20 protein-coding genes, 1 tRNA gene and 1 pseudogene are annotated in these 19,349 nt (G+C 70.0%); 10 read left to right on the forward strand and 12 right to left on the reverse strand.

The annotated features are described in order from the left end of the window. Positions 1–62: 62 nt before the first annotated feature. The 3 genes and pseudogenes from ACWGJ5_RS19945 to ACWGJ5_RS19955 form a co-directional block, all read left to right on the forward strand. Positions 63–539, forward strand: a complete 477-nt coding sequence (locus tag ACWGJ5_RS19945; protein ID WP_453310982.1) for a GNAT family N-acetyltransferase — start codon at positions 63–65, stop codon at positions 537–539. A 539-nt stretch (positions 540–1,078) separates the two neighbouring features. Continuing rightward, on the forward strand, positions 1,079–1,348 hold the full coding sequence (locus tag ACWGJ5_RS19950; protein WP_453310983.1) for a hypothetical protein: 270 nt from the start codon (positions 1,079–1,081) through the stop codon (positions 1,346–1,348). Between the two features lie 194 nt (positions 1,349–1,542). Beyond that, positions 1,543–2,061, forward strand: a pseudogene (locus tag ACWGJ5_RS19955) (hypothetical protein); the annotation flags it as partial. Positions 2,062–2,128: 67 nt separating this feature from the next. Here the strand turns inward: ACWGJ5_RS19955 and ACWGJ5_RS19960 are convergent. The 10 genes from ACWGJ5_RS19960 to galU all read right to left on the reverse strand — a co-directional run bounded on the left by ACWGJ5_RS19960 (position 2,129) and on the right by galU (position 9,327). Continuing rightward, on the reverse strand, positions 2,129–2,974 hold the full coding sequence (locus ACWGJ5_RS19960; protein WP_453310984.1) for a helix-turn-helix domain-containing protein: 846 nt from the start codon (positions 2,972–2,974) through the stop codon (positions 2,129–2,131). Then, on the reverse strand, positions 2,943–3,377 hold the full coding sequence (locus ACWGJ5_RS19965; RefSeq protein ID WP_453310985.1) for a helix-turn-helix domain-containing protein: 435 nt from the start codon (positions 3,375–3,377) through the stop codon (positions 2,943–2,945). Before ACWGJ5_RS19965 ends, ACWGJ5_RS19960 begins: the two co-directional genes overlap by 32 nt. Next, positions 3,374–3,580, reverse strand: coding sequence for a putative quinol monooxygenase (locus ACWGJ5_RS19970; RefSeq protein ID WP_453311058.1), 207 nt, complete (start codon positions 3,578–3,580; stop codon positions 3,374–3,376). Before ACWGJ5_RS19970 ends, ACWGJ5_RS19965 begins: the two co-directional genes overlap by 4 nt. A gap of 249 nt (positions 3,581–3,829) precedes the next feature. Then, positions 3,830–3,903 (reverse strand) — tRNA-Ala (locus ACWGJ5_RS19975). A gap of 91 nt (positions 3,904–3,994) precedes the next feature. Then, complete coding sequence (gene sepX, locus ACWGJ5_RS19980) at positions 3,995–5,218, reverse strand: divisome protein SepX/GlpR (RefSeq protein WP_453310986.1); 1,224 nt, start codon at positions 5,216–5,218, stop codon at positions 3,995–3,997. Positions 5,219–5,390: 172 nt separating this feature from the next. Continuing rightward, positions 5,391–6,014, reverse strand: a complete 624-nt coding sequence (locus ACWGJ5_RS19985; protein ID WP_453310987.1) for a GNAT family N-acetyltransferase — start codon at positions 6,012–6,014, stop codon at positions 5,391–5,393. Between the two features lie 20 nt (positions 6,015–6,034). Continuing rightward, the gene (locus ACWGJ5_RS19990; protein ID WP_453310988.1) at positions 6,035–6,535 is read right to left on the reverse strand and encodes a MogA/MoaB family molybdenum cofactor biosynthesis protein; all 501 of its coding nucleotides are present in this window, start codon (positions 6,533–6,535) and stop codon (positions 6,035–6,037) included. Continuing rightward, a complete protein-coding gene (moaC, locus tag ACWGJ5_RS19995; protein ID WP_453310989.1) occupies positions 6,532–7,011 on the reverse strand; it encodes a cyclic pyranopterin monophosphate synthase MoaC in 480 nt (159 codons plus the stop codon). Before moaC ends, ACWGJ5_RS19990 begins: the two co-directional genes overlap by 4 nt. A gap of 85 nt (positions 7,012–7,096) precedes the next feature. Beyond that, on the reverse strand, positions 7,097–8,419 hold the full coding sequence (gene glp, locus ACWGJ5_RS20000; protein ID WP_453310990.1) for a molybdotransferase-like divisome protein Glp: 1,323 nt from the start codon (positions 8,417–8,419) through the stop codon (positions 7,097–7,099). Then, the gene (gene galU / locus ACWGJ5_RS20005; RefSeq protein WP_453310991.1) at positions 8,416–9,327 is read right to left on the reverse strand and encodes a UTP--glucose-1-phosphate uridylyltransferase GalU; all 912 of its coding nucleotides are present in this window, start codon (positions 9,325–9,327) and stop codon (positions 8,416–8,418) included. The genes glp and galU overlap by 4 nt, the downstream gene beginning before the upstream one ends. 133 nt (positions 9,328–9,460) lie before the next feature. On the opposite strand from galU, the gene ACWGJ5_RS20010 reads away from it, so the two are divergent. After that, positions 9,461–10,042, forward strand: a complete 582-nt coding sequence (locus tag ACWGJ5_RS20010) for a 5-formyltetrahydrofolate cyclo-ligase (RefSeq protein WP_453311059.1) — start codon at positions 9,461–9,463, stop codon at positions 10,040–10,042. Positions 10,043–10,119: 77 nt separating this feature from the next. On the opposite strand, the gene ACWGJ5_RS20015 is transcribed toward ACWGJ5_RS20010, so the two are convergent. Next, positions 10,120–12,954, reverse strand: a complete 2,835-nt coding sequence (locus ACWGJ5_RS20015; RefSeq protein WP_453310992.1) for a penicillin acylase family protein — start codon at positions 12,952–12,954, stop codon at positions 10,120–10,122. Positions 12,955–13,165: 211 nt separating this feature from the next. On the opposite strand from ACWGJ5_RS20015, the gene ACWGJ5_RS20020 reads away from it, so the two are divergent. The 6 genes from ACWGJ5_RS20020 (at position 13,166) to mscL (ending at position 19,038) form a co-directional block, all read left to right on the forward strand. Next, positions 13,166–14,725, forward strand: a complete 1,560-nt coding sequence (locus tag ACWGJ5_RS20020; protein ID WP_453311060.1) for a potassium/proton antiporter — start codon at positions 13,166–13,168, stop codon at positions 14,723–14,725. Between the two features lie 282 nt (positions 14,726–15,007). After that, the gene (locus ACWGJ5_RS20025) at positions 15,008–16,306 is read left to right on the forward strand and encodes an MFS transporter (protein ID WP_453310993.1); all 1,299 of its coding nucleotides are present in this window, start codon (positions 15,008–15,010) and stop codon (positions 16,304–16,306) included. Positions 16,307–16,373: 67 nt separating this feature from the next. Further along, the gene (locus ACWGJ5_RS20030; RefSeq protein ID WP_453310994.1) at positions 16,374–16,691 is read left to right on the forward strand and encodes an FmdB family zinc ribbon protein; all 318 of its coding nucleotides are present in this window, start codon (positions 16,374–16,376) and stop codon (positions 16,689–16,691) included. A gap of 100 nt (positions 16,692–16,791) precedes the next feature. Beyond that, positions 16,792–17,625, forward strand: a complete 834-nt coding sequence (locus ACWGJ5_RS20035; protein ID WP_453310995.1) for an S-methyl-5'-thioadenosine phosphorylase — start codon at positions 16,792–16,794, stop codon at positions 17,623–17,625. A gap of 198 nt (positions 17,626–17,823) precedes the next feature. Then, positions 17,824–18,423: a hypothetical protein gene (locus ACWGJ5_RS20040; RefSeq protein WP_453311061.1), complete on the forward strand. Its 600-nt coding sequence runs from the start codon at positions 17,824–17,826 to the stop codon at positions 18,421–18,423. A gap of 138 nt (positions 18,424–18,561) precedes the next feature. Continuing rightward, complete coding sequence (gene mscL / locus ACWGJ5_RS20045) at positions 18,562–19,038, forward strand: large conductance mechanosensitive channel protein MscL (protein ID WP_385318488.1); 477 nt, start codon at positions 18,562–18,564, stop codon at positions 19,036–19,038. A 19-nt stretch (positions 19,039–19,057) separates the two neighbouring features. Here the strand turns inward: mscL and ACWGJ5_RS20050 are convergent, their stop codons facing one another. Beyond that, positions 19,058–19,234, reverse strand: coding sequence for a hypothetical protein (locus ACWGJ5_RS20050; RefSeq protein WP_228623291.1), 177 nt, complete (start codon positions 19,232–19,234; stop codon positions 19,058–19,060). Between the last annotated feature and the right edge of the window lie 115 nt (positions 19,235–19,349).

Genomic DNA, 19,349 nt, shown 5'->3' on the forward strand with positions numbered 1-19,349 from the left:
ACACTGGTCGGAGTCCTCAAAGCCCGAGGCCACACCGTCTGCATAGAAGTACGATACCCAGCATGATTATACGCCGTGTTCGCTTCGATCACCCCGACGCCGTGAAGCTCAACGACGAGGTCCAGGCCGAGTACGCCGAGCGCTACGGCGACGACGGCGACGCCACCGTCCTCGACACGCTCGACTTCGACCCGCCCCGCGGGGTCTACCTGATCGCGTACGACGAGTTCGACCGCCCCGTGGCCACCGGCGGCTGGCGCAGCCAGGATCGCAACGAGGAGGGCAACGAGGACGGCGACGCCGAACTGAAGCGCATGTTCGTCATAGCGGAGATGCGCGGCCGCGGCCTGGCCCGCCGGATCCTCACGGCCCTGGAGGAGGACGCCCGCGCGGCCGGCCGCATCCGCATGGTCCTGGAGACCGGGACCAGGCAGCCGGAGGCCATCGCCCTGTACACCGCCGGCGGCTACGAGCCGTGCACCAAGTTCGGCTACTACCGCCACCACGAGGAGAGCCGCTGCTTCGCGAAGCGGCTGTGAAGACCATGAAGCCCCAGTCGGCCTTCGCCGACTGGGGCTTCATGCTGCGTGGACCTGAGGGGATTTGAACCCCTGGCCCCCTCGATGCGAACTATGGGCGGCTAGGCCGCTGAGGTCTCCTGAGCTGGTCACGGGGTTTAACAGCCGAGGGCGATCACCTGAGGTCTCCACAGTTGCTGTACTTCTGTGCTGTACCGCAAGCGGTCCATCTCGGTGGTTCCTCAACTCCGCTTCACTGATCGGCACCTGCACCGGTATCCGAAGCCCCGTCTCTGAGTGGGGGGGGAGGTCGGCAACTGTCGTCGTCGGCCGCCCTCGGACGGCCCACAGACGGCCCCAGGGATAACCCCGGGCTTGAGCCGTCACGCCAGGCGCGACGGGCAATGAGGCCTCTTGCCTGCTCAGTTCGTTCTGCAGCTCCGTGATTTGTACGGCTGTAGGAGTGATCAAAGGATGAATGGCGTTACGCTCTGATCCGTTTTGCGCATTGTTCTCTACTGTGTCTGCCCGATCTGGGGCAGAGCAGCGGAGGAGAACACATGAGGACCGTCCAGAAGATTGCAGCGGTGGCCGCGGCCACCTGCGGAATCCTCTTCGCCAGCATCGGGGTGGCCAGCGCTGACCCCCAGGACAACGGCGGGGGGGACAACATCCCCGTGCTCAGCAACATCAACACGCTGAACTGGGACGACTCGCCCTTCTGCGGAGTTCAGGTCAAGACCAACGACACCGAGCAGCAGACGTCCTGTCCGGTGGTGCATAACGAGGGCAGCACTAACAGCCCGGTGTACATCATCACCTTCTCTTGATCTCTCATAGCGGTCCGGCGGTCCGGCGGTCCGGCGGTCCGGCGGTTCGGGGCCGTCGGACCGTTTTGGCTTGTCGGGGCGTTGGCAGGCAGGCTGGCCCGGTTGCCGTGTCGGGTGGGCGCCCAGGGCTTCGGCATGGTCCGGCCTCCCCCCTTTTGATCACGTCAGGTCGAGGAGGGCCCGGGGTCGGATTTGATCCAGCCAGGTTGAGTCGAACCGTTGAGGGTCCCTCGCTGCAGTTCATCATGCGGCGGTCAGTGAGGCACGCGGTCGGCTACGTCGGCCTGGGCGGCGACAAGGTCCTGATCGGCTGGCCGTTCGCCGGACAGCGGGTCACCCTCCGGCTCGACGGCAAAGTCCTCCAGGTCCTGGACGAGCAACGTGTCCTGCAAGCCACCCTGCCCAGCCCCCTGCCGCCCTCAGCCTGCGGACGCCTGCAAGGTGGCCGTCCGGCCGGTCCACCACTGCTGCTGCCCCCGCCCGCCGAGCAGATCGCCGAGCGGACGGTCAGCAGCGTCGGCGGCTTCATGGTCGCCGGACAGCGCATCCAGCTCGGCCGCGGCTATGCCCACCAGGTCGTCACCGCCCACCTGGACGAGGAAACGATCCGGGTCTTCCACGGCCAGGAGCCGATCACTACCGTCCCGCGTGTCACCAGGAAGGAGGTGGTGGTCCGCAAGTCCGGCGAACACAACCGCCGGAAGATCGTCTAGGGCAGACGTCAAGCATCACCCGACGCCAACCCGTCAACCATCAACTGAGACTCGACAGCTCGGGCGCCTAGAGGACAGCACTCCGCTCGGCCAGGTTGCGCAGCGACTCGGGGATGCGCGGGTCCGAGAGTTGGATCAAATCGCGGATGACCTCGCGAGCCAAGTGGTGGTCGTGGATCTGCTCGGGGGCCAGGACCTCGGCTTCCAGGAGTGCGGCCGTGGCCTCTCCGACGTGTCGCCGCTGCGCGTGTGCTCGCGCCACGTCAAGCAGGAAACGGGACTGACGCTCGGGCGAGAGACCGGATGCGTCAACCCGCTGGGCCACTTCTAGGGCAAGCCCCGCGTCTCCCAACTCCACCGCGGTACTCACGGCGTGGATCTCGACGTTCGCCGGTCCGAACTGCGTGTCGAAGTCGTTGCGATCCGCACCCAACCGCGCTGCGATTGCTCGCGCTCGATCGATGTGGTCATGAGTCCGCCCTCGGTTGCCCTCCCTCGCGTTGATCACTGCGAGTACGAGGTTCATGGCACCGAAGAGCGACAGCTCTTCCGGTGGGCACGCCGGGGCCTCTGTCCTTGGACCCATGACGGCTACAGCGGATTGCGCTGCCTGCTCGGCCTGGTCCATGTGCTGCTGCCGCATGAAGGCGTGCGCCATTCGGAACAGACTCGCGACGACTTCCAACGGCTGCCCTGCAAGTTCGGCGGCCTGTAGCGCTCGGTCGGCTGCGATCCACGCCGCATCTGCCTGATCTTGCCGAGTGAAGCTGGCTGCGGCCACCTGGTAGGCCTTGGCGCGTAGGGCGTGGAGTTCTACACGTTCGGCTGCCGGCGCATGGCGAACAGCGGCTTCGATGCTCGGGAGAAGCTTGGCGAGATGATCACTCAGTGCTGTGTAGCTCGATGCGTGCACGAGAGTCCACGAGAGTCCACGCCTCTTCTACTCTCTGACGGAAGTCGGCGAGCGAAGGAGTCGGTTCGGCCGGCGGCTGCTGGAAGAGACTGCCCAACGCGGGATGACCGGTAAGGGCTACCCGCAGCCCGTCGAGGTCGTTGCTCTTCGTCTGCTCCTCTGGCTCAGCTTCCTCCACCGGAGCGGCGGCATCCGGCCGTAGATCGCGGACGGGCACGTTGAGCGCATCGGCGAGAGCTTGAAGGACCGACAGTCGTTCGACGGGTTGTACGCCTCTTTCGACCTGCGACACCCAGCTCTCGGATCGCCCCATCGCGGCGGCAAGGTCACTCTGTGACATGCCTTCGGCGCGGCGCAGCTCCTTGACCCTCTGTCCGACGGTCTTGCTGTCGGAAGTGGTCACTTCTCGGCTCCGTCGGGGTACTTGCCGGCGTACGGCTGGAGGCGGTCAACCTCAGTCTTCTCGACGTACTTGGAGCGCTCGGCCAGGAAGTGGCGCGTGTGAGGCTGACGCTCGTGCTCCTCGAAGGCAGCACGATCGGCGTACAGCTCGAAGAAGACCCGCTCATCGGGTGCGCCCTCGACCTCATGGCACGCATAGACCAGCGTGCCAGGTTCGTGCCACCGACACCGACACCGGTCACACGCTCGTGACTGTGGACGTGCTGTTCGTGATGAACGGCAGTGCGGAGGTCATCACGGTGACCGTGGCGGAGCCGGACATCGGTCGGGCGGGCGCTGCGCAAGCTGGGCGAGCACCTTGGGAAGCAAGATCCGAAGTAGTTGCTGTACATCGCTGCTGTACGACACGTCAAAGCCCCGGTCGGGAGATCCCTACCGGGGCTTTGAGCTGCGTGGACCTGAGGGGATTTGAACCCCTGGCCCCCTCGATGCGAACGAGGTGCGCTACCGGACTGCGCCACAGGCCCTTGCAACGAGTGAAACTTTAGCATCCCGATCGGGGTGCTTGGAAATCCGTTCCCTGACTGGTCAGCGCGCCTTCCTGGAGTGTGGCGGGCGTCACTCGTTGGCCGCGCGCGGGCGGTCGCCGTCCTCGTACTGATCGAAGAGGGGCGTGCGTCCGCGCTCGCGCGCCCGGCGTGCGGAGGCCGCGCCGGGGTTCCCGCCGCGGGTGCGCGTCCGGGCGTGGGGCGTCGAGTCGTTGCGGCTGTCCGCCGGCTTGCCCTCGGGCTCGCTCGTCCGCTCGTCCGCGTCGGCCCGCGGCGCGGGGCTCGCCTCGTGCTCCGGCGCGACCGAGCTGGAACGCGCCGAACTCCAGGTGTCGGGCGCCCCCAGATCCACGTCGGAGGTGGCACGCGGCGCGACCGGCGCGGTCACGTAGGTCGGCAGGGGCACCGGCACGGGGTCCCAGCTGTCCCCGCCGGGCCGCCGCTGCCGTTCGCGCTGCTGGTCGACCCACTCGGCATGGTCCGTCTGCTCGACCAGGGCGCGCCGGTCCGCGGCGAGTGCGGCGAGCCCGGTGTCCGTCTGGGCCTGAGGGGCTTCCTCCGTTTCGTCCGCGCCGGGTCCCGCGTCGAGGGGCGCACGGCGGCGCGGCTGGCGCTCCCGCTCCCGCAGCCGCTGGGCGGCCACCTCGGCGCGCCGGCGGTCCATCTGGTACGCGAAGCGGCGGCGCTCCTGGGAGCGCAGGTAGGCGATGTACGCGCTGAGCAGCACGGCCGGTGCGGCGGGCGCCCACAGGAAGGCGAGCCCGCCGACGGCGGCGACGATCGCACCCAGCGTGAAGGCGAGGAAGAGGACCACGGTGGTGCGCCTGCGGCGCGCAAGGACCTTCGTGCGCCGAGCGCGCGCTGCGGCCGCCTGCGCCGAGGACGCACGCCGATCGGACGGCACTGGCTTCTGCGCCGGTGCGGAGCCGGACTTGGGCGCCGGTGCGGCGTCCTTTTCGCGTGCCGGTTCCGCCCTCCCGGACGCCTCGGGTTCGGCGTCGGCGTGCACCTGACGGCGGGTCGGAGGCATGGCGAAGGCCCGGACGTCCACCGAGTCGGTGACGGCGTCCGGATCACCGGCGTCCTGCTCCCCCTCCTGGTCGGAGCGCGCCCGCAGGTCCTTGGCGTACCGGCGCTCCATTCCCGCCCGTCCGGACAGCAGCCGGATGGCGGTGCTGAAGCGTTCCGTCGGACGGGCCTCGTTCAGCTCGTCCTGCCTACGGAGCCACATTGGCACCAAGTAGGCGGCCCAGGCCCCGACAATGACTGCGTAGATGAGGCCGCTGCTGCTCACGTCTCACACCGTAGAGGGGTTTGCGTGAGGCCATCCGCCAATTGGGCCGGTGTGTCGCACGATCTGGCTGATATTTCCAGCTTTTTTTGCGACCGATGCGATCAACGACAGCCTCGGGCGCGAATTCATTACCCCTGAGACGGTCAACAACCGATCAATTTCGAACACATATTCAATTTCCCGTGTTCTGGGGTTTCTGCCGCACCTGCTGGGAGCGTGCCCGCTGCCACCGTGCGAGCAAACCGTCGGGCACCTCTTCCGCGGTGAGCGCGAACACCAGATGGTCGCGCCAGGCCCCGTCGATGTGCAGATAGCGCGGCCGGAGCCCCTCCTCGCGGAATCCGAGTTTCTCCACGACCCGGCGGCTGGGCCGGTTCTCAGGGCGAATGCAGACCTCGATGCGGTGCAGTCCGACGGCGCGGAAACAGTGGTCCACCACGAGCGCGACGGCCGTCGGCATCACCCCGTGCCCGGCCACCGCTTCGTCCACCCAGTAACCGACGTGCCCCGAGCACATCGATCCCCAGGTGATCCCGGCGACCGTCAGCTGCCCGACGAGCCGCCCCTGGTACTCGATGACGAACGGCAGCATCCGGCCCGCGTTGGCCTCGGAACGCAGGTGCCGGACCATCTGGCGGTAGGTCGGCCGGTGCGCTATCGGCCCGCTCGGCGTGGGCGGCGGAATGGTCGCCTCCCAGGGGCGCAGCCAGTCCCGGTTGCGCCGGTTCACCTCGCGCCAGGCCCGCTGGTCGCGCAGCCTTATCGGCCGGAGGACGACATCGCCGTCCGCCAGCACGACGGGCCAGGAAAGGCTGTTCAGCTCGCACCCCCGATGCTGGGTCTGGGGTGGTCGCCGCCGCGGATCTGGTCGACGGCGTGGACCATCAGGGGCTCCAGCACGGCGAGGCCGTCCCGCACCCCGCCCGTGGAACCCGGCAGGTTGACGATCAGGGTCCGCCCCGCCACCCCGGCCAGGCCCCGGGAGAGCGCGGCGGCCGGAACCTTCTCCCGCCCGTGGGCCCGGATGGCCTCCGCGATGCCGGGCACCTCGCGGTCGATCACCGCGCGGGTCGCCTCGGGCGTGCGGTCGGTGGGCGAGATCCCGGTGCCGCCGGTGGTGACGATGGCGTCGTAGCCGGCGTCGACGCCCGCGCGCAGGGCCGCCTCGACGGGGTCCCCGTCCGGGACGACCCGGGGGCCGTCGACGTCGAACCCGAGGCTCTTCAGGCCGTCGGCGACCAAGGGGCCGCCCTTGTCCTCGTAGACGCCCGCGGCAGCCCTGTTGGAGGCGGTGACCACCAGAGCGCGGTAGGTCATGCCCTGCTCCAGTCGCCCGACTTGCCGCCCGTCTTCTCCTCCACCCGCACGTCCGTGATGACCGCTCCCTTGTCGACCGCCTTGACCATGTCGATCACGGTGAGCGCGGCGACCGTCACGGCGGTGAGGGCCTCCATCTCGACGCCCGTACGATCCGTCGTCTTCACGGTGGCCCGGATCTCCACGGCGTCGTCCGCGACCGACAGATCCAGTTTCACACCCGACACCGACAACGGGTGACACAGCGGGATGAGATCCGGCGTGCGCTTGGCGCCCATGATCCCGGCGATCCGCGCGGTGGCGAGGGCGTCGCCCTTGGGCACCCCCTCGCCGCGCAGCAGCTCGACCACGCGGGGCGAGACGAGGACGCGGCCGCTGGCGCGGGCGGTGCGCGCGGTCACGTCCTTCCCCGATACGTCGACCATGCGGGCCGCGCCCGACTCGTCGATGTGCGTCAGTCCGTCCTGCGTACTCATGGTGTGTGCCGCTCCCGGTCCGGGCCCGTCACAGTGCGGTGCGCGGGCCTGTTGTGCGCGACACGGTACCCCCAACCAGCAGGGCTCAGCCGAGCAGGACCACCTCGACCTCGGCCCCGGGCTCGACGGAGTCCACGTCCTCGGGGACGACGATCAGCGCGTCGGCGTGCGCGAGCGCCGCGATCAGGTGCGAGCCGGCGCCGCCCACGGGGGTCACCTCGCCGCCGCCGTACGCACCGCGCAGGAACTGCCGGCGCCCCTTGGGCGAGCGCAGCGCCTCGTCGGTCTTCAGGGTGGCCCGGGCACGGGGCCGGTGCACGTCCGTCAGACCCATCAGGGCGCGGATGGCCGGACGGACGAACAGCTCGAAGGAGACGTACGACGAAACCGGGTTGCCCGGCAGGGCCAGCAGCGGGGTGTGGTCGGGACCGATGGAGCCGAAGCCCTGGGGCTTGCCGGGCTGCATGGCGAGCTTGCGGAACTCCACGCCGCTGCCCGCCTCGTCCTCGTCGCCGACGTACGACAGCGCCTCCTTGACGACGTCGTACGCCCCGACGCTGACCCCGCCCGTGGTCACCATCAGGTCGGCGCGGACGAGCTGGTCCTCGATGGTGGAGCGCAGGGTCTCGGCGTCGTCGGCGACGGCACCCACCCGGTAGGCGATGGCGCCGGCGTCCCGTGCGGCGGCGGTGAGCGCGAAGCTGTTGGAGTCGTAGATCTGGCCGCCGGCCAGTTCCTCGCCGGGCTGGACGAGTTCGCTGCCGGTGGACAGGACGACCACGCGCGGGCGCGGGCGCACGCGTACCGTGCCGCGGCCGATCGCGGCCAGCAGCGCGATCTGCGGCGGGCCGAGGATCGTCCCGGCCTCCAGGGCGCGGTCGCCGGCCTTCACATCGCTGCCCTTGGCGCGCACGTGCGCGCGTGCCTCGGCGGGCCGGTGCACGCGCACCTGCCCCTCGGCGCCCTCGGGGGCCAGGCTGCGCGCCCGCATCCCGCTCACCGGGCCTTCCCCGAGCCCTCCGTCGGTCCACTCCACCGGGACGACGGCCTCGGCACCGGGCGGCAGCGGGGCGCCGGTCATGATGCGGGCGGCCTGGCCGGGGCCGACCCGGAGCGGGTCGGCGGCGCCCGCCGCGACGTCGCCCACGACCTCCAGGACGGCCGGGAAGTCCTCACTGGCACCCGCCACGTCGGCGACCCGCACCGCGTACCCGTCCATGGAGCTGTTGTCGAACGGCGGCAGGGACACCGGCACCGTCACGTCGTCGACCAGGACGCAGCCCTGGGCGTCGAGCAGCTGCAGCTCGATGGGTTCGAGGGGGCGGACGGTCGAGAGGATGTCCTCCAGGTGCTCGTCCACCGACCACAGGTCGTCCGGGCCGGCGGGGCGGGTCGCGGCGCTGCTCAAGATTGCTGCATCTCCTCGGCTACGTAACTGCGAAGCCAGGTCCGGAAGTCCGGGCCCAGGTCCTCACGTTCGCACGCCAGTCTGACAATGGCACGCAGATAGTCGCCACGGTCGCCGGTGTCATAGCGGCGGCCCTTGAAGACGACACCGTGCACCGGCCCGCCGACCTTCTCGTCCGCCGCGAGCTGCTGCAGGGCGTCGGTGAGCTGGATCTCGCCGCCGCGGCCCGGCTCGGTCTTGCGGAGTATGTCGAAGATGTGCGGATCGAGGACGTAACGGCCGATGATCGCGTAGTTCGACGGGGCGTCCGCCGGGTCCGGCTTCTCCACCAGCCCGCTCACCCTGACGACGTCGCCGTCGGCGGTCGGCTCCACGGCCGCGCAGCCGTAGAGGTGGATCTGCTCGGGCCTGACCTCCATGAGGGCGATCACGCTGCCGCCGTGCTGCTCCTGCACCTCGATCATGCGCTGCAGGAGCGGGTCGCGCGGGTCGATCAGGTCGTCGCCCAGGAGCACCGCGAAGGGCTCGTGGCCGACGTGCGGGGCGGCGCACAGCACGGCGTGGCCCAGACCCCTGGGGTCGCCCTGGCGCACGTAGTGCATGGTCGCCAGGTCGCTGGACTCCTGCACCTTCGCGAGCCGTGCGGCGTCACCCTTCTTCCCCAGCGCCGACTCCAGCTCGTAGTTGCGGTCGAAGTGGTCCTCGAGCGGACGCTTGTTGCGCCCGGTGACCATCAGGACGTCGTCGAGCCCCGCCGAAACGGCCTCCTCGACCACGTACTGGATCGCGGGCTTGTCGACGACCGGCAGCATCTCCTTGGGAGTGGCCTTGGTCGCCGGCAGGAACCGGGTACCGAGGCCCGCCGCGGGAATGACAGCCTTGCTGATCCTGGGGTGCGACTGAGTCATGCCCGCAACCTTATCCGGTGCCTTTGTGCGGAAACTGTGGCTCCGGCTGGTTGACCCTTTATGACAGCATTCAAGAAGGGTGCGAGAACGACCCGTGGAACACGACGGACGCACGAGCGAGCCTGACAAGCGAATGTTGCGGCGGGAGTTCCTCTCGGTGAGGAACAGGTTGACGGACGCTGACGTCGACGAGACGGGCCGCGCGTTGGCGGAGCGCGCCCTGGAGCTGCCGGAGCTGGCTCATGCGCGCACGGTGGCGGCGTACGTCTCCGTGGGGAGCGAGCCCGGCACATGGGCGCTGCTGGACGCGCTGCGCGCGCGGGGCGTGCGGGTGCTGCTCCCTGCGCTCCTGCCCGACAACGACCTCGACTGGGGGGAATACGCCGGCCCGGGCTCCCTCGCGCGGGTCCAACACGGCGGGAAAATGGCACTTTTCGAACCCTCCGGCGCACGTCTCGGACCGGACGCCGTGACGGCCTCGGACGTCGTTCTGCTGCCCGGCCTCGCGGTCGACGCGCGCGGGATGCGTCTGGGGCGCGGCGGAGGGTCGTACGACCGCGTCCTGGCCCGTCTGGAGCGCGCGGGCGCACGCCCCCGGCTCGTGGTGCTGCTGTACGACACGGAGGTCGTCGCGCACGTCCCGGCGGAGGCGCACGACAAGCCCGTACACGGCGTGGTGACGCCCTCGGGCGTGCGCCGCTTCCCGGGCGCCTGACCCGGCGCCCCGCCGCCCGTACGACGAAACGGCCCTCCACGCGCGCGTGGAGGGCCGTTTTCCGTGTCGTCAGCCGGTCAGGGCTTGAGGACGAGCGTGTCGCTCGTGCTCGCGTCGACCGCCTTGCCCGAGTACGACCAGGGCAGCAGCTCGCCCTTGGCCCACAGGCTCGTCTGGTCCGTGTAGTGCGCGCTGAAGGCGTGCCCGGAGGCGCCGCTCAGGTTGATCCACCGGGACTTGTCGAAGTCGGCGAGGTTGACGACCATCCGCATGGACGGCACCCAGACGACGTTGTAGCCGCCGGCGGCGTTCCAGCCGGTCGCGTTCACCGTGGCCTCGCCGCCGCTGAGCCTCCAGGGGCCGCGGTTGAGGATGTACTGCAGCACCTTGGGGCCGTCGGTACCGAGGGTCTGGTTCTTCAGGAACAGGCGGTGCAGCCGGCCCCAGCTCCAGGTGTCGATGTCCTTGCCGAGCTTGGCGGTCAGCTCCCAGCGGGCGTCGATCATGGCACGCGCGAAGAGCTGGTCCACGTTGTTCGCCGCGGGGCGGGTGCCCGACCTGGGGGTCTTCCACCAGTCGCTGTCCGGCTTGTTCATCAGGGTGCGCACGACCTCGAACCAGCGGTCGCCGCCGTCCGGCTGCGCCTGGTCGGCGTCGCGCTCACCGCACTCGCGCACCTTGGCGTCGTCGTCGACCGGGCCGGTGCTGTCGATCTTGTCGACCCACAGGCACTGTCCCTGGACGCGCACCTCCTTGGGCAGCTTGTTCCCGAAGGCGAGCTTGAGGACGTTGCGCCAGACCGCGTTGAAGTAGGCGGCCGCCGCGGAGTCCGACTCCTGGGTGTAGTCCCAGCCCTCCAGCAGCTTCTGCGCGTCGCGCACGTTCTTGTCGGCGAGGTTGATCTTCAGCAGCTTCGGCACCAGGAGCTTGGCGATCTCGCTGCTGTTGTCCAGCTGCATCTGCCGCATGTCGTCGGTGGAGATCTTGCCGCCGTCCTTGATCTTGGACTCGATCAGGTCGGTGATGCGCTGGCTGCGGGCGCCGTATCCCCAGTCGGTGGTGAGGGTGTACGGGTACTTGTCCTTGTCGACCACGGCCTGGTTGGCGGTGACGATGTAGCCGCGCTTGGGGTTGTACTCGTAGGGCAGCTCGTCCTGCTTGACGAAGCCGGTCCAGCGGTACTTCGAGTTCCAGCCGGGCGCCGGGATCGAGCCGTCGTCCAGGGAGGAGCGCGTGGGGATCCTGCCGGGCAGCGTGTAGCCGATGTGGCCGTCGGTGTCGGCGTAGACCAGGTTCTGCGAGGGCACGTCGAACAGGGCGGCGGCCTGCCGGAAGTCGCTCCAGTCGGCGGCCCTGTCGATGGCGAAGACGGCGTCCATGGAGGTGCCCGGGTCCAGCGCGGTCCACCTCAGGGCGATGCCGTAGCCGTCGCCTCGGTCGGGCGCTGCGGTGTTGACCGTGGCCCGCTTGCCGACCTGGACGAGTTCGTCGTCACGGTCGGACAGCAGGGGCATCCCGTCCTGGGTCTGGCGCACGACGATCGTCTTGGACGAGCCGCCGGCGACCTTGATGGTCTCCTCGCGGGTCGTGAAGGGCCGGACCTTGCCGTCGTACAGGTAGCCGTTCGCGCTCACCTTCTCCAGGTAGAGGTCGGTGACGTCGACCCCGGAGTTGGTCATGCCCCAGGCGATGTCCGCGTTGTGGCCGATGATCACACCGGGCATGCCGGCAAAGGTGTAGCCGGTCACGTCGTACTGGCACTTGCTGGAGAGGGTGCGGCAGTGCAGGCCCATCTGGTACCAGACCGACGGCAGCGACGCCGACAGGTGCGGGTCGTTGGCGAGCAGCGGCTTGCCGGTGATGGTGTACTTCCCGGACACCACCCACGAGTTGGAGCCGATGCCCTGGCCGTTCACTCCGACGGCGGTCGGAACGTCGTCCAGGACGTTGTAGAGGCCCGCCAGCTGGCTTGTGAGCGACGACCCGGACGCGGCCGAGGTGGAGGAGCCGGTCGTGCCCGTCGAGCCCGCAGAGCCGCCTGTGGCGCCGCCGGTGGTGCCGGGCGTGCCCGCCGTACCGGTGCCCTGCGAGGTTCCGGTGCCGCCGCTCTGCCGGAAGGACCTGCTCAGCGCGTTGTACTGGCCTTCCTGCACGATCGGCTTGTTACGGCTGTACGGGTACTCCGGGTACAGGTCCTGGATCTGCTGCGGGCCGAGCCGGCTGGTCATCAGGGCGCGGTCGATCTCGTCCTGCATGTTGCCGCGCAGGTCCCAGGCCATCGCCTTCAGCCAGGAGACGGAGTCGACCGGGGTCCACTTCTGCGGCTTGTAGTCGTTGGTGAAGCTCAGGGCGGCGTACTCCAGGGAGATGTCCTTGCCGTCCTTGCCCTGGAGGTAGGCGTTGACGCCCGCGGCGTACGCCTGGAGGTACTTCTTCGTGGCGGCCGACAGCTTGGTGTCGTACTCCTGCTTGGCGATCCGGTCCCAGCCGAGGGTGCGCAGGAACTCGTCGTTCTTGACCTGGCCCTTGCCGAACATCTCGGACAGGCGCCCGGAGGTCATGTGCCGGCGCACGTCCATCTCCCAGAACCGGTCCTGCGCCTGGACGTAGCCCTGCGCCATGAACAGGTCCTCGTCGGAGGAGGCGTAGATCTGCGGGATGCCGTTGCCGTCCCGCTTGACGTCGACCGGCCCCGACAGGCCCTGGAGCGTGATCGTGCCCTTGGTCTGCGGGAAGGAGGCGCGGACGGTACTGATCGACCAGTACGCCCCGTAGGCGATGCCGCCGATGATGGCCAGGACCAGCACCATCACGATCAGTCGGGCTCTGCGCCCCTTCTTCCTGCCGGACTTGGCGGGCGCGGCACCGGTGGTGGCGGTGTCACCCGTTGTGGCGGTGGTGTTGGGGGGCATCGCTGTCCTTGCTGTCCTAACGCGAGCGGCAGGTCGGGCTGTGACTTTGAATGAGCGCTGGAGCAACCATAGGCGCAGGGCCCTGTCCCGCTTGACGCGGAGTCGGGAACCAGCGCGTACGAGCGTTCGATCTTGCCTCGCCGAGCGTCAAGAAAGCGTCAAGAGTTAGGTAAGGTAACGAAGTACTTGGGTGCGGTGCGCCGCAGCCTTGATCTTGTGTACGCGAGCTCGCCCCCGGCGCGCGAGCCAAGGAAGGGATCCGCCGCTGACTGTTCACCACCTCAACCAGCTCCTGCTCGTCTGCTCCCTGGTCCTGCTCGTCGCCGTCGCGGCCGTCCGGATCTCCTCCCGCAGCGGGCTCCCCAGCCTGCTCGTCTACCTGGGGATCGGCGTCCTCATGGGCCAGGACGGCATCGGCGAGATCCACTTCAACAGCGCCGCGGTGACCCAGGTCATGGGGTACGCCGCCCTGGTCGTGATCCTCGCCGAAGGCGGCCTCGGCACGAAGTGGAAGGAGATCAGGCCGGTCCTGTCGTCCGCCTCCGTCCTGGCGACCTTCGGCGTCGCCGTCAGCGTGGGCGTCACCGCGGCGGGCGCGCACTATCTGGTCGGGCTGGAGTGGCGGCAGGCGCTCATCATCGGCGCGGTGGTGTCCTCGACGGACGCGGCGGCGGTCTTCTCGGTGCTGCGTAGAGTTCCCCTCCCCGCGCGCGTGACGGGCACGCTGGAGGCGGAGTCCGGCTTCAACGACGCCCCGGTGGTCATCCTGGTCGTCGCCTTCTCCACGGCCGGCCCGGTCGAGCACTGGTGGATCCTGCTGGGCGAGATAGCCCTTGAGCTGGCCATCGGTGCGGCCATAGGGTTTGCGGTGGGCTGGTTCGGCTCCTGGGGGCTCAAGCACGTGGCCCTGCCGGCCTCCGGCCTCTACCCGATCGCGGTCATGGCGATCGCCGTGACGGCGTACGCCGCCGGCGCCCTGGCGCACGGCAGCGGCTTCCTGGCCGTCTACCTGGCCGCGATGATGCTCGGCAACGCCAAGCTCCCGCACTGGCCGGCCACGCGCGGCTTCGCCGAGGGGCTCGGCTGGATCGCCCAGATCGGCATGTTCGTCGTCCTCGGCCTGCTGGTCAGCCCGCACGAGTTGGGCGACGACGTCGTACCGGCTCTGCTCATCGGGCTGATGCTCACCATGGTGGCCCGCCCGCTGAGCGTGGTGCTCAGCCTGGCGCCGTTCCGTGTGCCGTGGCAGGAGCAGACGCTGCTGTCGTGGGCGGGACTGCGCGGCGCCGTGCCCATCATCCTGGCGACCATCCCCATGGTGAACGGCGTCACCGGCAGCCGCCGCATCTTCAACATCGTCTTCGTGCTGGTCGTGGTCTATACCCTCGTCCAGGGGCCGACGCTGCCCTGGCTGGCGCGCACGCTGCGGCTGGGCGAGCAGGGCGAAGCCTCCGACCTCGGCATCGAGTCGGCGCCTCTGGAGCGGCTGCGCGGACACCTGCTGTCCGTCTCGATCCCCGAGGGCTCCCGGATGCACGGCGTGGAGGTCAGCGAGCTGCGTCTGCCTCCAGGAGCCGCCGTCACCCTCGTCGTCCGCGAAGAAAAATCGTTCGTTCCGCTGCCCTCGACGGTATTGCGCCGGGGCGACGAGCTGCTCGTCGTCGCCACCGACCCGGTCCGCGACGCGGCGGAGCGGCGTCTGCGCGCCGTCGCCCACGGCGGCAAGCTGGCGGGCTGGCTCGGCATGAACGGGGCGAGCAGCTCGCGTTGAGGGCGCGTTCCGTGCCGTTCACGCCCCCTTTCCGTGAAATCCCAGGTGCCCGAGTCCGTGGTGCTCGTTTTCACAGCTGCGGGAGCCGGTGGTCCTTGTAGCATGAGGGCGCACCCTGATCGAACCAACTCTGCCTGACGCAGAGCTGGCGCGACCGTATGGCGGCCGTCGCCACCCACCCGTAGTGGGCGCCGGTATCTACCGCAGTCCGCGCAAGAGGACAGCTCTCGGCGCCCGGGCCCCACCAGGCCCGCGCTACCAGGCGGCAGAAAGGCACGGGCCGTGGGATCCACGGTCACCACCACCGAACCGGAGAAGACCTCGCCGGCCTCTTCCCACCCGGGATACGGACAGTTGCTGCGCACCCGCGGCGCCTGGACCTTCCTGCTCCCCGGTTTCGCGGCGCGCCAGCCGTTCGCGATGCTCACCCTCTCCATCGTGCTGCTCGTGCAGCACACCACCGGCTCGTACGGCGCCGCGGGCGCCGCCGCGGCCGCCACCGGTGTCTCCATGGCCCTGTTCGCGCCGTACAGCGGGCGCCTCGCCGACCGCTACGGCCAGCGCGCCGTGCTGATCCCCGGCGTTGTGGTGCACACGCTGTCCGGCCTGTCGCTGACGGCGCTCGCCCTGGCGCACGCGCCCCTGTGGGCGCTGTTCCTGGCGGCCGTCCCCACCGGCGCCTCGGTGCCGCAGGTCGGTCCGATGGTGCGTGCGCGCTGGGGCGTGAAGCTGCAGGGTTCGCCCCTGATGGCCACCGCGGCGGCGTTCGAGTCGGTCACGGACGAGCTGACGTTCGTCTTCGGCCCGCTGCTGGCGACCGCGCTGTGCACCGCGGTGACACCGGCGGCCGGCCTGGTCACGGAGGGCGCGCTGACCCTCGTCGGCGGTCTGCTGTTCGCCGCGCAGAAGGGCACGCAGCCGCCGGTGACCGGCGAGAGCGGGCACGCGCGCGTGAAGCACGCCTCCGCGCTGCGCGTGCCGGGCGTGCGCGTGCTGGTCGTGACCTTCCTGGGCATCGGGTCCGTCTTCGGCGGCATGCAGGTGGGGCTCGCGGCGTTCACCGAGTCGATCGGCGAGCCCGGCCTGAACGGTGTCCTGTACGGCGTCTTCGCCGCCGGCAACATGCTGTCCGGCGTCGTCTGCGGCGCCATCGCCTGGAAGACCGCTCCCCAGCACCGCCTGGTCGTCGGCTACACGGCGCTCGCGATCGTGGCGTCCGCCCTGTGGACGGCGCACTCGGTGCTGCTGCTCGCCGGACTCGGCCTGCTGGTGGGCGTGTGCATCGCGCCGGCGCTGATCACCGGGTACACGCTGGTCGAGGGCCTGGTCCCGGCCGGCGCGCGCACGGAGGCCTTCACCTGGCTGACCGGCGCGGTCGCGCTCGGACAGGCGGCCGCCGTCACGGTCGCCGGACAGCTGGAGGACCGGCTGTGGGGCGGTGCGGGATTCCTGGTGCCGATGGCCGGCACCGTGCTCGCGCTGGCGACCCTGCTGGCGCTGCGGTCACGGCTGGTCGCGCGGCCGCAGAACCGTACCGTCGCACGTGGCGTCGGTCACCGCGTGCCGGTGACGGTGGACTGATCCCACGGAATACGTCACTATGGACCGTCGTTAGCACTCATTGAGTGAGAGTGCCAGGAGGAAGACAGTGCCGACCTACCAGTACCAGTGCACCGAGTGCGGCGAGGGCCTCGAGGCGGTGCAGAAGTTCACCGACGACGCCCTGACCGAGTGCCCCAACTGCGGTGGCCGCCTGAAGAAGGTGTTCTCCGCGGTCGGCATCGTCTTCAAGGGCTCCGGCTTCTACCGCAACGACTCCCGTGGCTCCACGTCGAGCAGCAGCCCGGCGTCGAAGTCGTCGGGCACGTCGTCGTCCGGCACGTCGTCGTCCGGCACGGCCTCGTCCGAGTCGAAGCCGTCCTCGTCCCCGTCCTCGTCGAGCTCCACCAACAGCTCCGCGGCCTGACCCGCTTCTTCCCCGGACCCTGCCGTCGTACGACGGCAGGGTCTTCGGCGCCTCCTGGGGCCGCTCCCCCACGGCTTCACCGCCCGCTAGTGTGCTGGTCATGGCGAACGCAGAGATCGGCGTAATCGGCGGCTCGGGCTTCTACTCGTTCCTCGACGACGTGACCGAGGTCCAGGTGGACACCCCCTACGGGCCGCCCAGTGACTCCCTGTTCCTCGGCGAGATCGCCGGCCGGCGGGTCGCCTTCCTGCCCCGGCACGGCCGCGGCCACCACCTGCCGCCGCATCGCATCAACTACCGCGCCAACCTGTGGGCGCTGCGCTCGGTCGGCGTCCGGCAGGTGCTCGGCCCCTGCGCGGTGGGCGGGCTGCAGCCCGAGTACGGCCCCGGCACCCTGCTCGTGCCGGACCAGTTCGTGGACCGTACGAAGTCCCGGATGCAGTCGTACTTCGACGGGTTGCCGCTGCCCGACGGCACCGTGCCGAACGTCGTGCACGTCTCCATGGCCGACCCCTACTGCCCCACCGGGCGCGCTGCCGCCCTCAAGGCCGCCCGGGGTCAGGACTGGGAGCCGGTGGACGGCGGAACGCTGGTCGTGGTCGAGGGGCCGCGCTTCTCGACGCGTGCCGAATCGTTGTGGCACCGGGCGCAGGGCTGGTCGGTCGTGGGCATGACCGGTCACCCCGAGGCCGCGCTCGCCCGGGAACTGGAGCTGTGCTACGCGTCGCTGACCCTGGTCACCGACCTCGACGCCGGCGCCGAGACCGGTGAGGGCGTCTCGCACGAGGAGGTGCTGCGGGTGTTCGCGGCCAATGTGGACCGGCTGCGGGGCGTGCTGTTCGACGCGGTGGCGGCACTGCCGGAGACCGGGGCGCGGGACTGTCTGTGCGGGAGCGCGCTCGGCGGAATGGATCCGGGTTTCCCACTGCCGTAGGGCGTTCGGCTTTCGCGAGAAGATCCGGAATTCCCCGTTCGGGTGGGCGGGTTGTCCACAATCCGCCCGTGATCCACCGGCTCCGGCGGGATTCGGCGCGAGGCCTCATCGTGGCATCGCAAACCGAATTCCTCGTCGCAGGCGGTGATTTCCGTGCCTCGGTCCTCGTCCTCGAATCCGTCTCCCATTCCGTCCCCACTGCCCCCTCCGTCCCCTTCATCCCCACCCTCCCCGCTCACTCCGCTTTATCCGCTTTCTCCGCCTCCGCTCCGGCTTCCGCGCCCGCTCGGCACGGACGCCCCGGCGACCTGCGAGGTCCCGCAGTTCCCGCCGGTGCGGGTGCGCGGCGGACGGTATCAACTGCAGCGGCTCGTACGGCAGCGCAGGCGGGCCATCGCGGCCGGCCTCGCGGTGACCGCGGCCGCGCTGGTCGCCGCGGGGCCGCGCACGGAGGCCGACCCACATCACTCGGCAAAGGCCCGGGGCCGCCCGGTCACGGTGCCCGTACGCCGGCAGGCGGCCGTGGACGTGGTGACGGCGCCCGTGCGGATCGCCGACGCGGCCACCGTCCGGCTCCTGCGGCCCGGCGACCGCGTCGACGTCATCGCCGCCGGAGACCCGACCGCCGGGGGTGCCGCACGGGTGCTCGCGCGCGGCGTGCGGGTGACCAAGGTGCCCGAGCCCCTGGAGGACGGGGCCGAGAGCGGGGCGCTGGTCGTGCTGTCGGTGCCGCGCGGCACGGCGGCGCGGCTCGTCGGCGCCGGCGCCACGGCGCGCCTGGCGGTGACGCTGTGCTGAACCGCCTGGAACGCCTTCTCTGCGGATTGCTGTCAGGTCGCACGATCGAACGGCGGGACTGGACACCAGGGCCGCACCGTGCCGTAGGTTGCGGAGCGTTTCGTTCCACACCCTGCGCAGGCAAGGAGAGTCCCCGAGGTGAGCGAGAAGAAGGAACCGAGCGTCTGGCACGGCTTCAAGGCCTTCCTGATGCGCGGCAACGTCGTCGATCTGGCAGTCGCGGTGGTCATCGGCGCGGCCTTCACGAACATCGTGAACTCGGTGGTCAAGGGGGTGATCAACCCGCTGGTGGGCGCGATCGGCACGCAGAACCTGGATCACTACAGTTTCTGCCTGAAGGACCCGTGTGTGGTGAGCGCGGACGGCTCGGTCAAGAGCGGTGTACCGATCCTGTGGGGCTCCGTCCTCGGCGCCACGCTGACCTTCGTGATCACGGCAGCGGTCGTGTACTTCCTGATGATCCTGCCGATGTCGAAGTACCTGGCGCGGCAGGCGGCCCGCAAGGCGGCGAGGGAGGGCACCAGGGAGGTCATCGAGGTGACCGAGCTGGAGGTGCTCAAGGAGATCCGCGACGCGCTGGTCGCGCAGCGTGGATCGGGACACGACGAGCGCTAGCGGCGCCGACGCGGACGGTTCAGAGGTGGTGGGGCGGCTTCTCGTCGAGGAAGCGCTTCAGGTCGGCGGCGCTGCCGTTGTCCGAGCGCTCGCCCCACCCGCGGTCGGTGTCGTCCGAGGACTGCTGGTCCAGGGGGTCGTCGAACACCAGTGCGGGCTTCGGGTCGCGGGGCTCGGATGCGGGGGTGGTGCTCATGCCACAAGGGTACGGCCCCGGTCCACACGCCCACGCTCGTCCGGCGCCCCCGGCGGGAGCCGCTAGCGGACGCGTTCATTGTCTGCTGATGCCGTCACAAGGCCTTCTGGACGCT

It is taken from the genome of Streptomyces sp. NPDC054783, assembly GCF_053611725.1.

Coding starts and splice junctions, on each gene's coding strand:
- ACWGJ5_RS20010 (WP_453311059.1), top strand. CDS start 9,461: ATGTTGCGGCGGGAGTTCCTCTCGGTGAGGAACAGGTTGACGGACGCT.
- ACWGJ5_RS20015 (WP_453310992.1), bottom strand. CDS start 12,954: ATGCCCCCCAACACCACCGCCACAACGGGTGACACCGCCACCACCGGT.
- moaC (WP_453310989.1), bottom strand. CDS start 7,011: ATGAGTACGCAGGACGGACTGACGCACATCGACGAGTCGGGCGCGGCC.
- ACWGJ5_RS20035 (WP_453310995.1), top strand. CDS start 16,792: ATGGCGAACGCAGAGATCGGCGTAATCGGCGGCTCGGGCTTCTACTCG.
- ACWGJ5_RS19950 (WP_453310983.1), top strand. CDS start 1,079: ATGAGGACCGTCCAGAAGATTGCAGCGGTGGCCGCGGCCACCTGCGGA.
- galU (WP_453310991.1), bottom strand. CDS start 9,327: ATGACTCAGTCGCACCCCAGGATCAGCAAGGCTGTCATTCCCGCGGCG.
- ACWGJ5_RS19945 (WP_453310982.1), top strand. CDS start 63: ATGATTATACGCCGTGTTCGCTTCGATCACCCCGACGCCGTGAAGCTC.
- ACWGJ5_RS20050 (WP_228623291.1), bottom strand. CDS start 19,234: ATGAGCACCACCCCCGCATCCGAGCCCCGCGACCCGAAGCCCGCACTG.
- ACWGJ5_RS19990 (WP_453310988.1), bottom strand. CDS start 6,535: ATGACCTACCGCGCTCTGGTGGTCACCGCCTCCAACAGGGCTGCCGCG.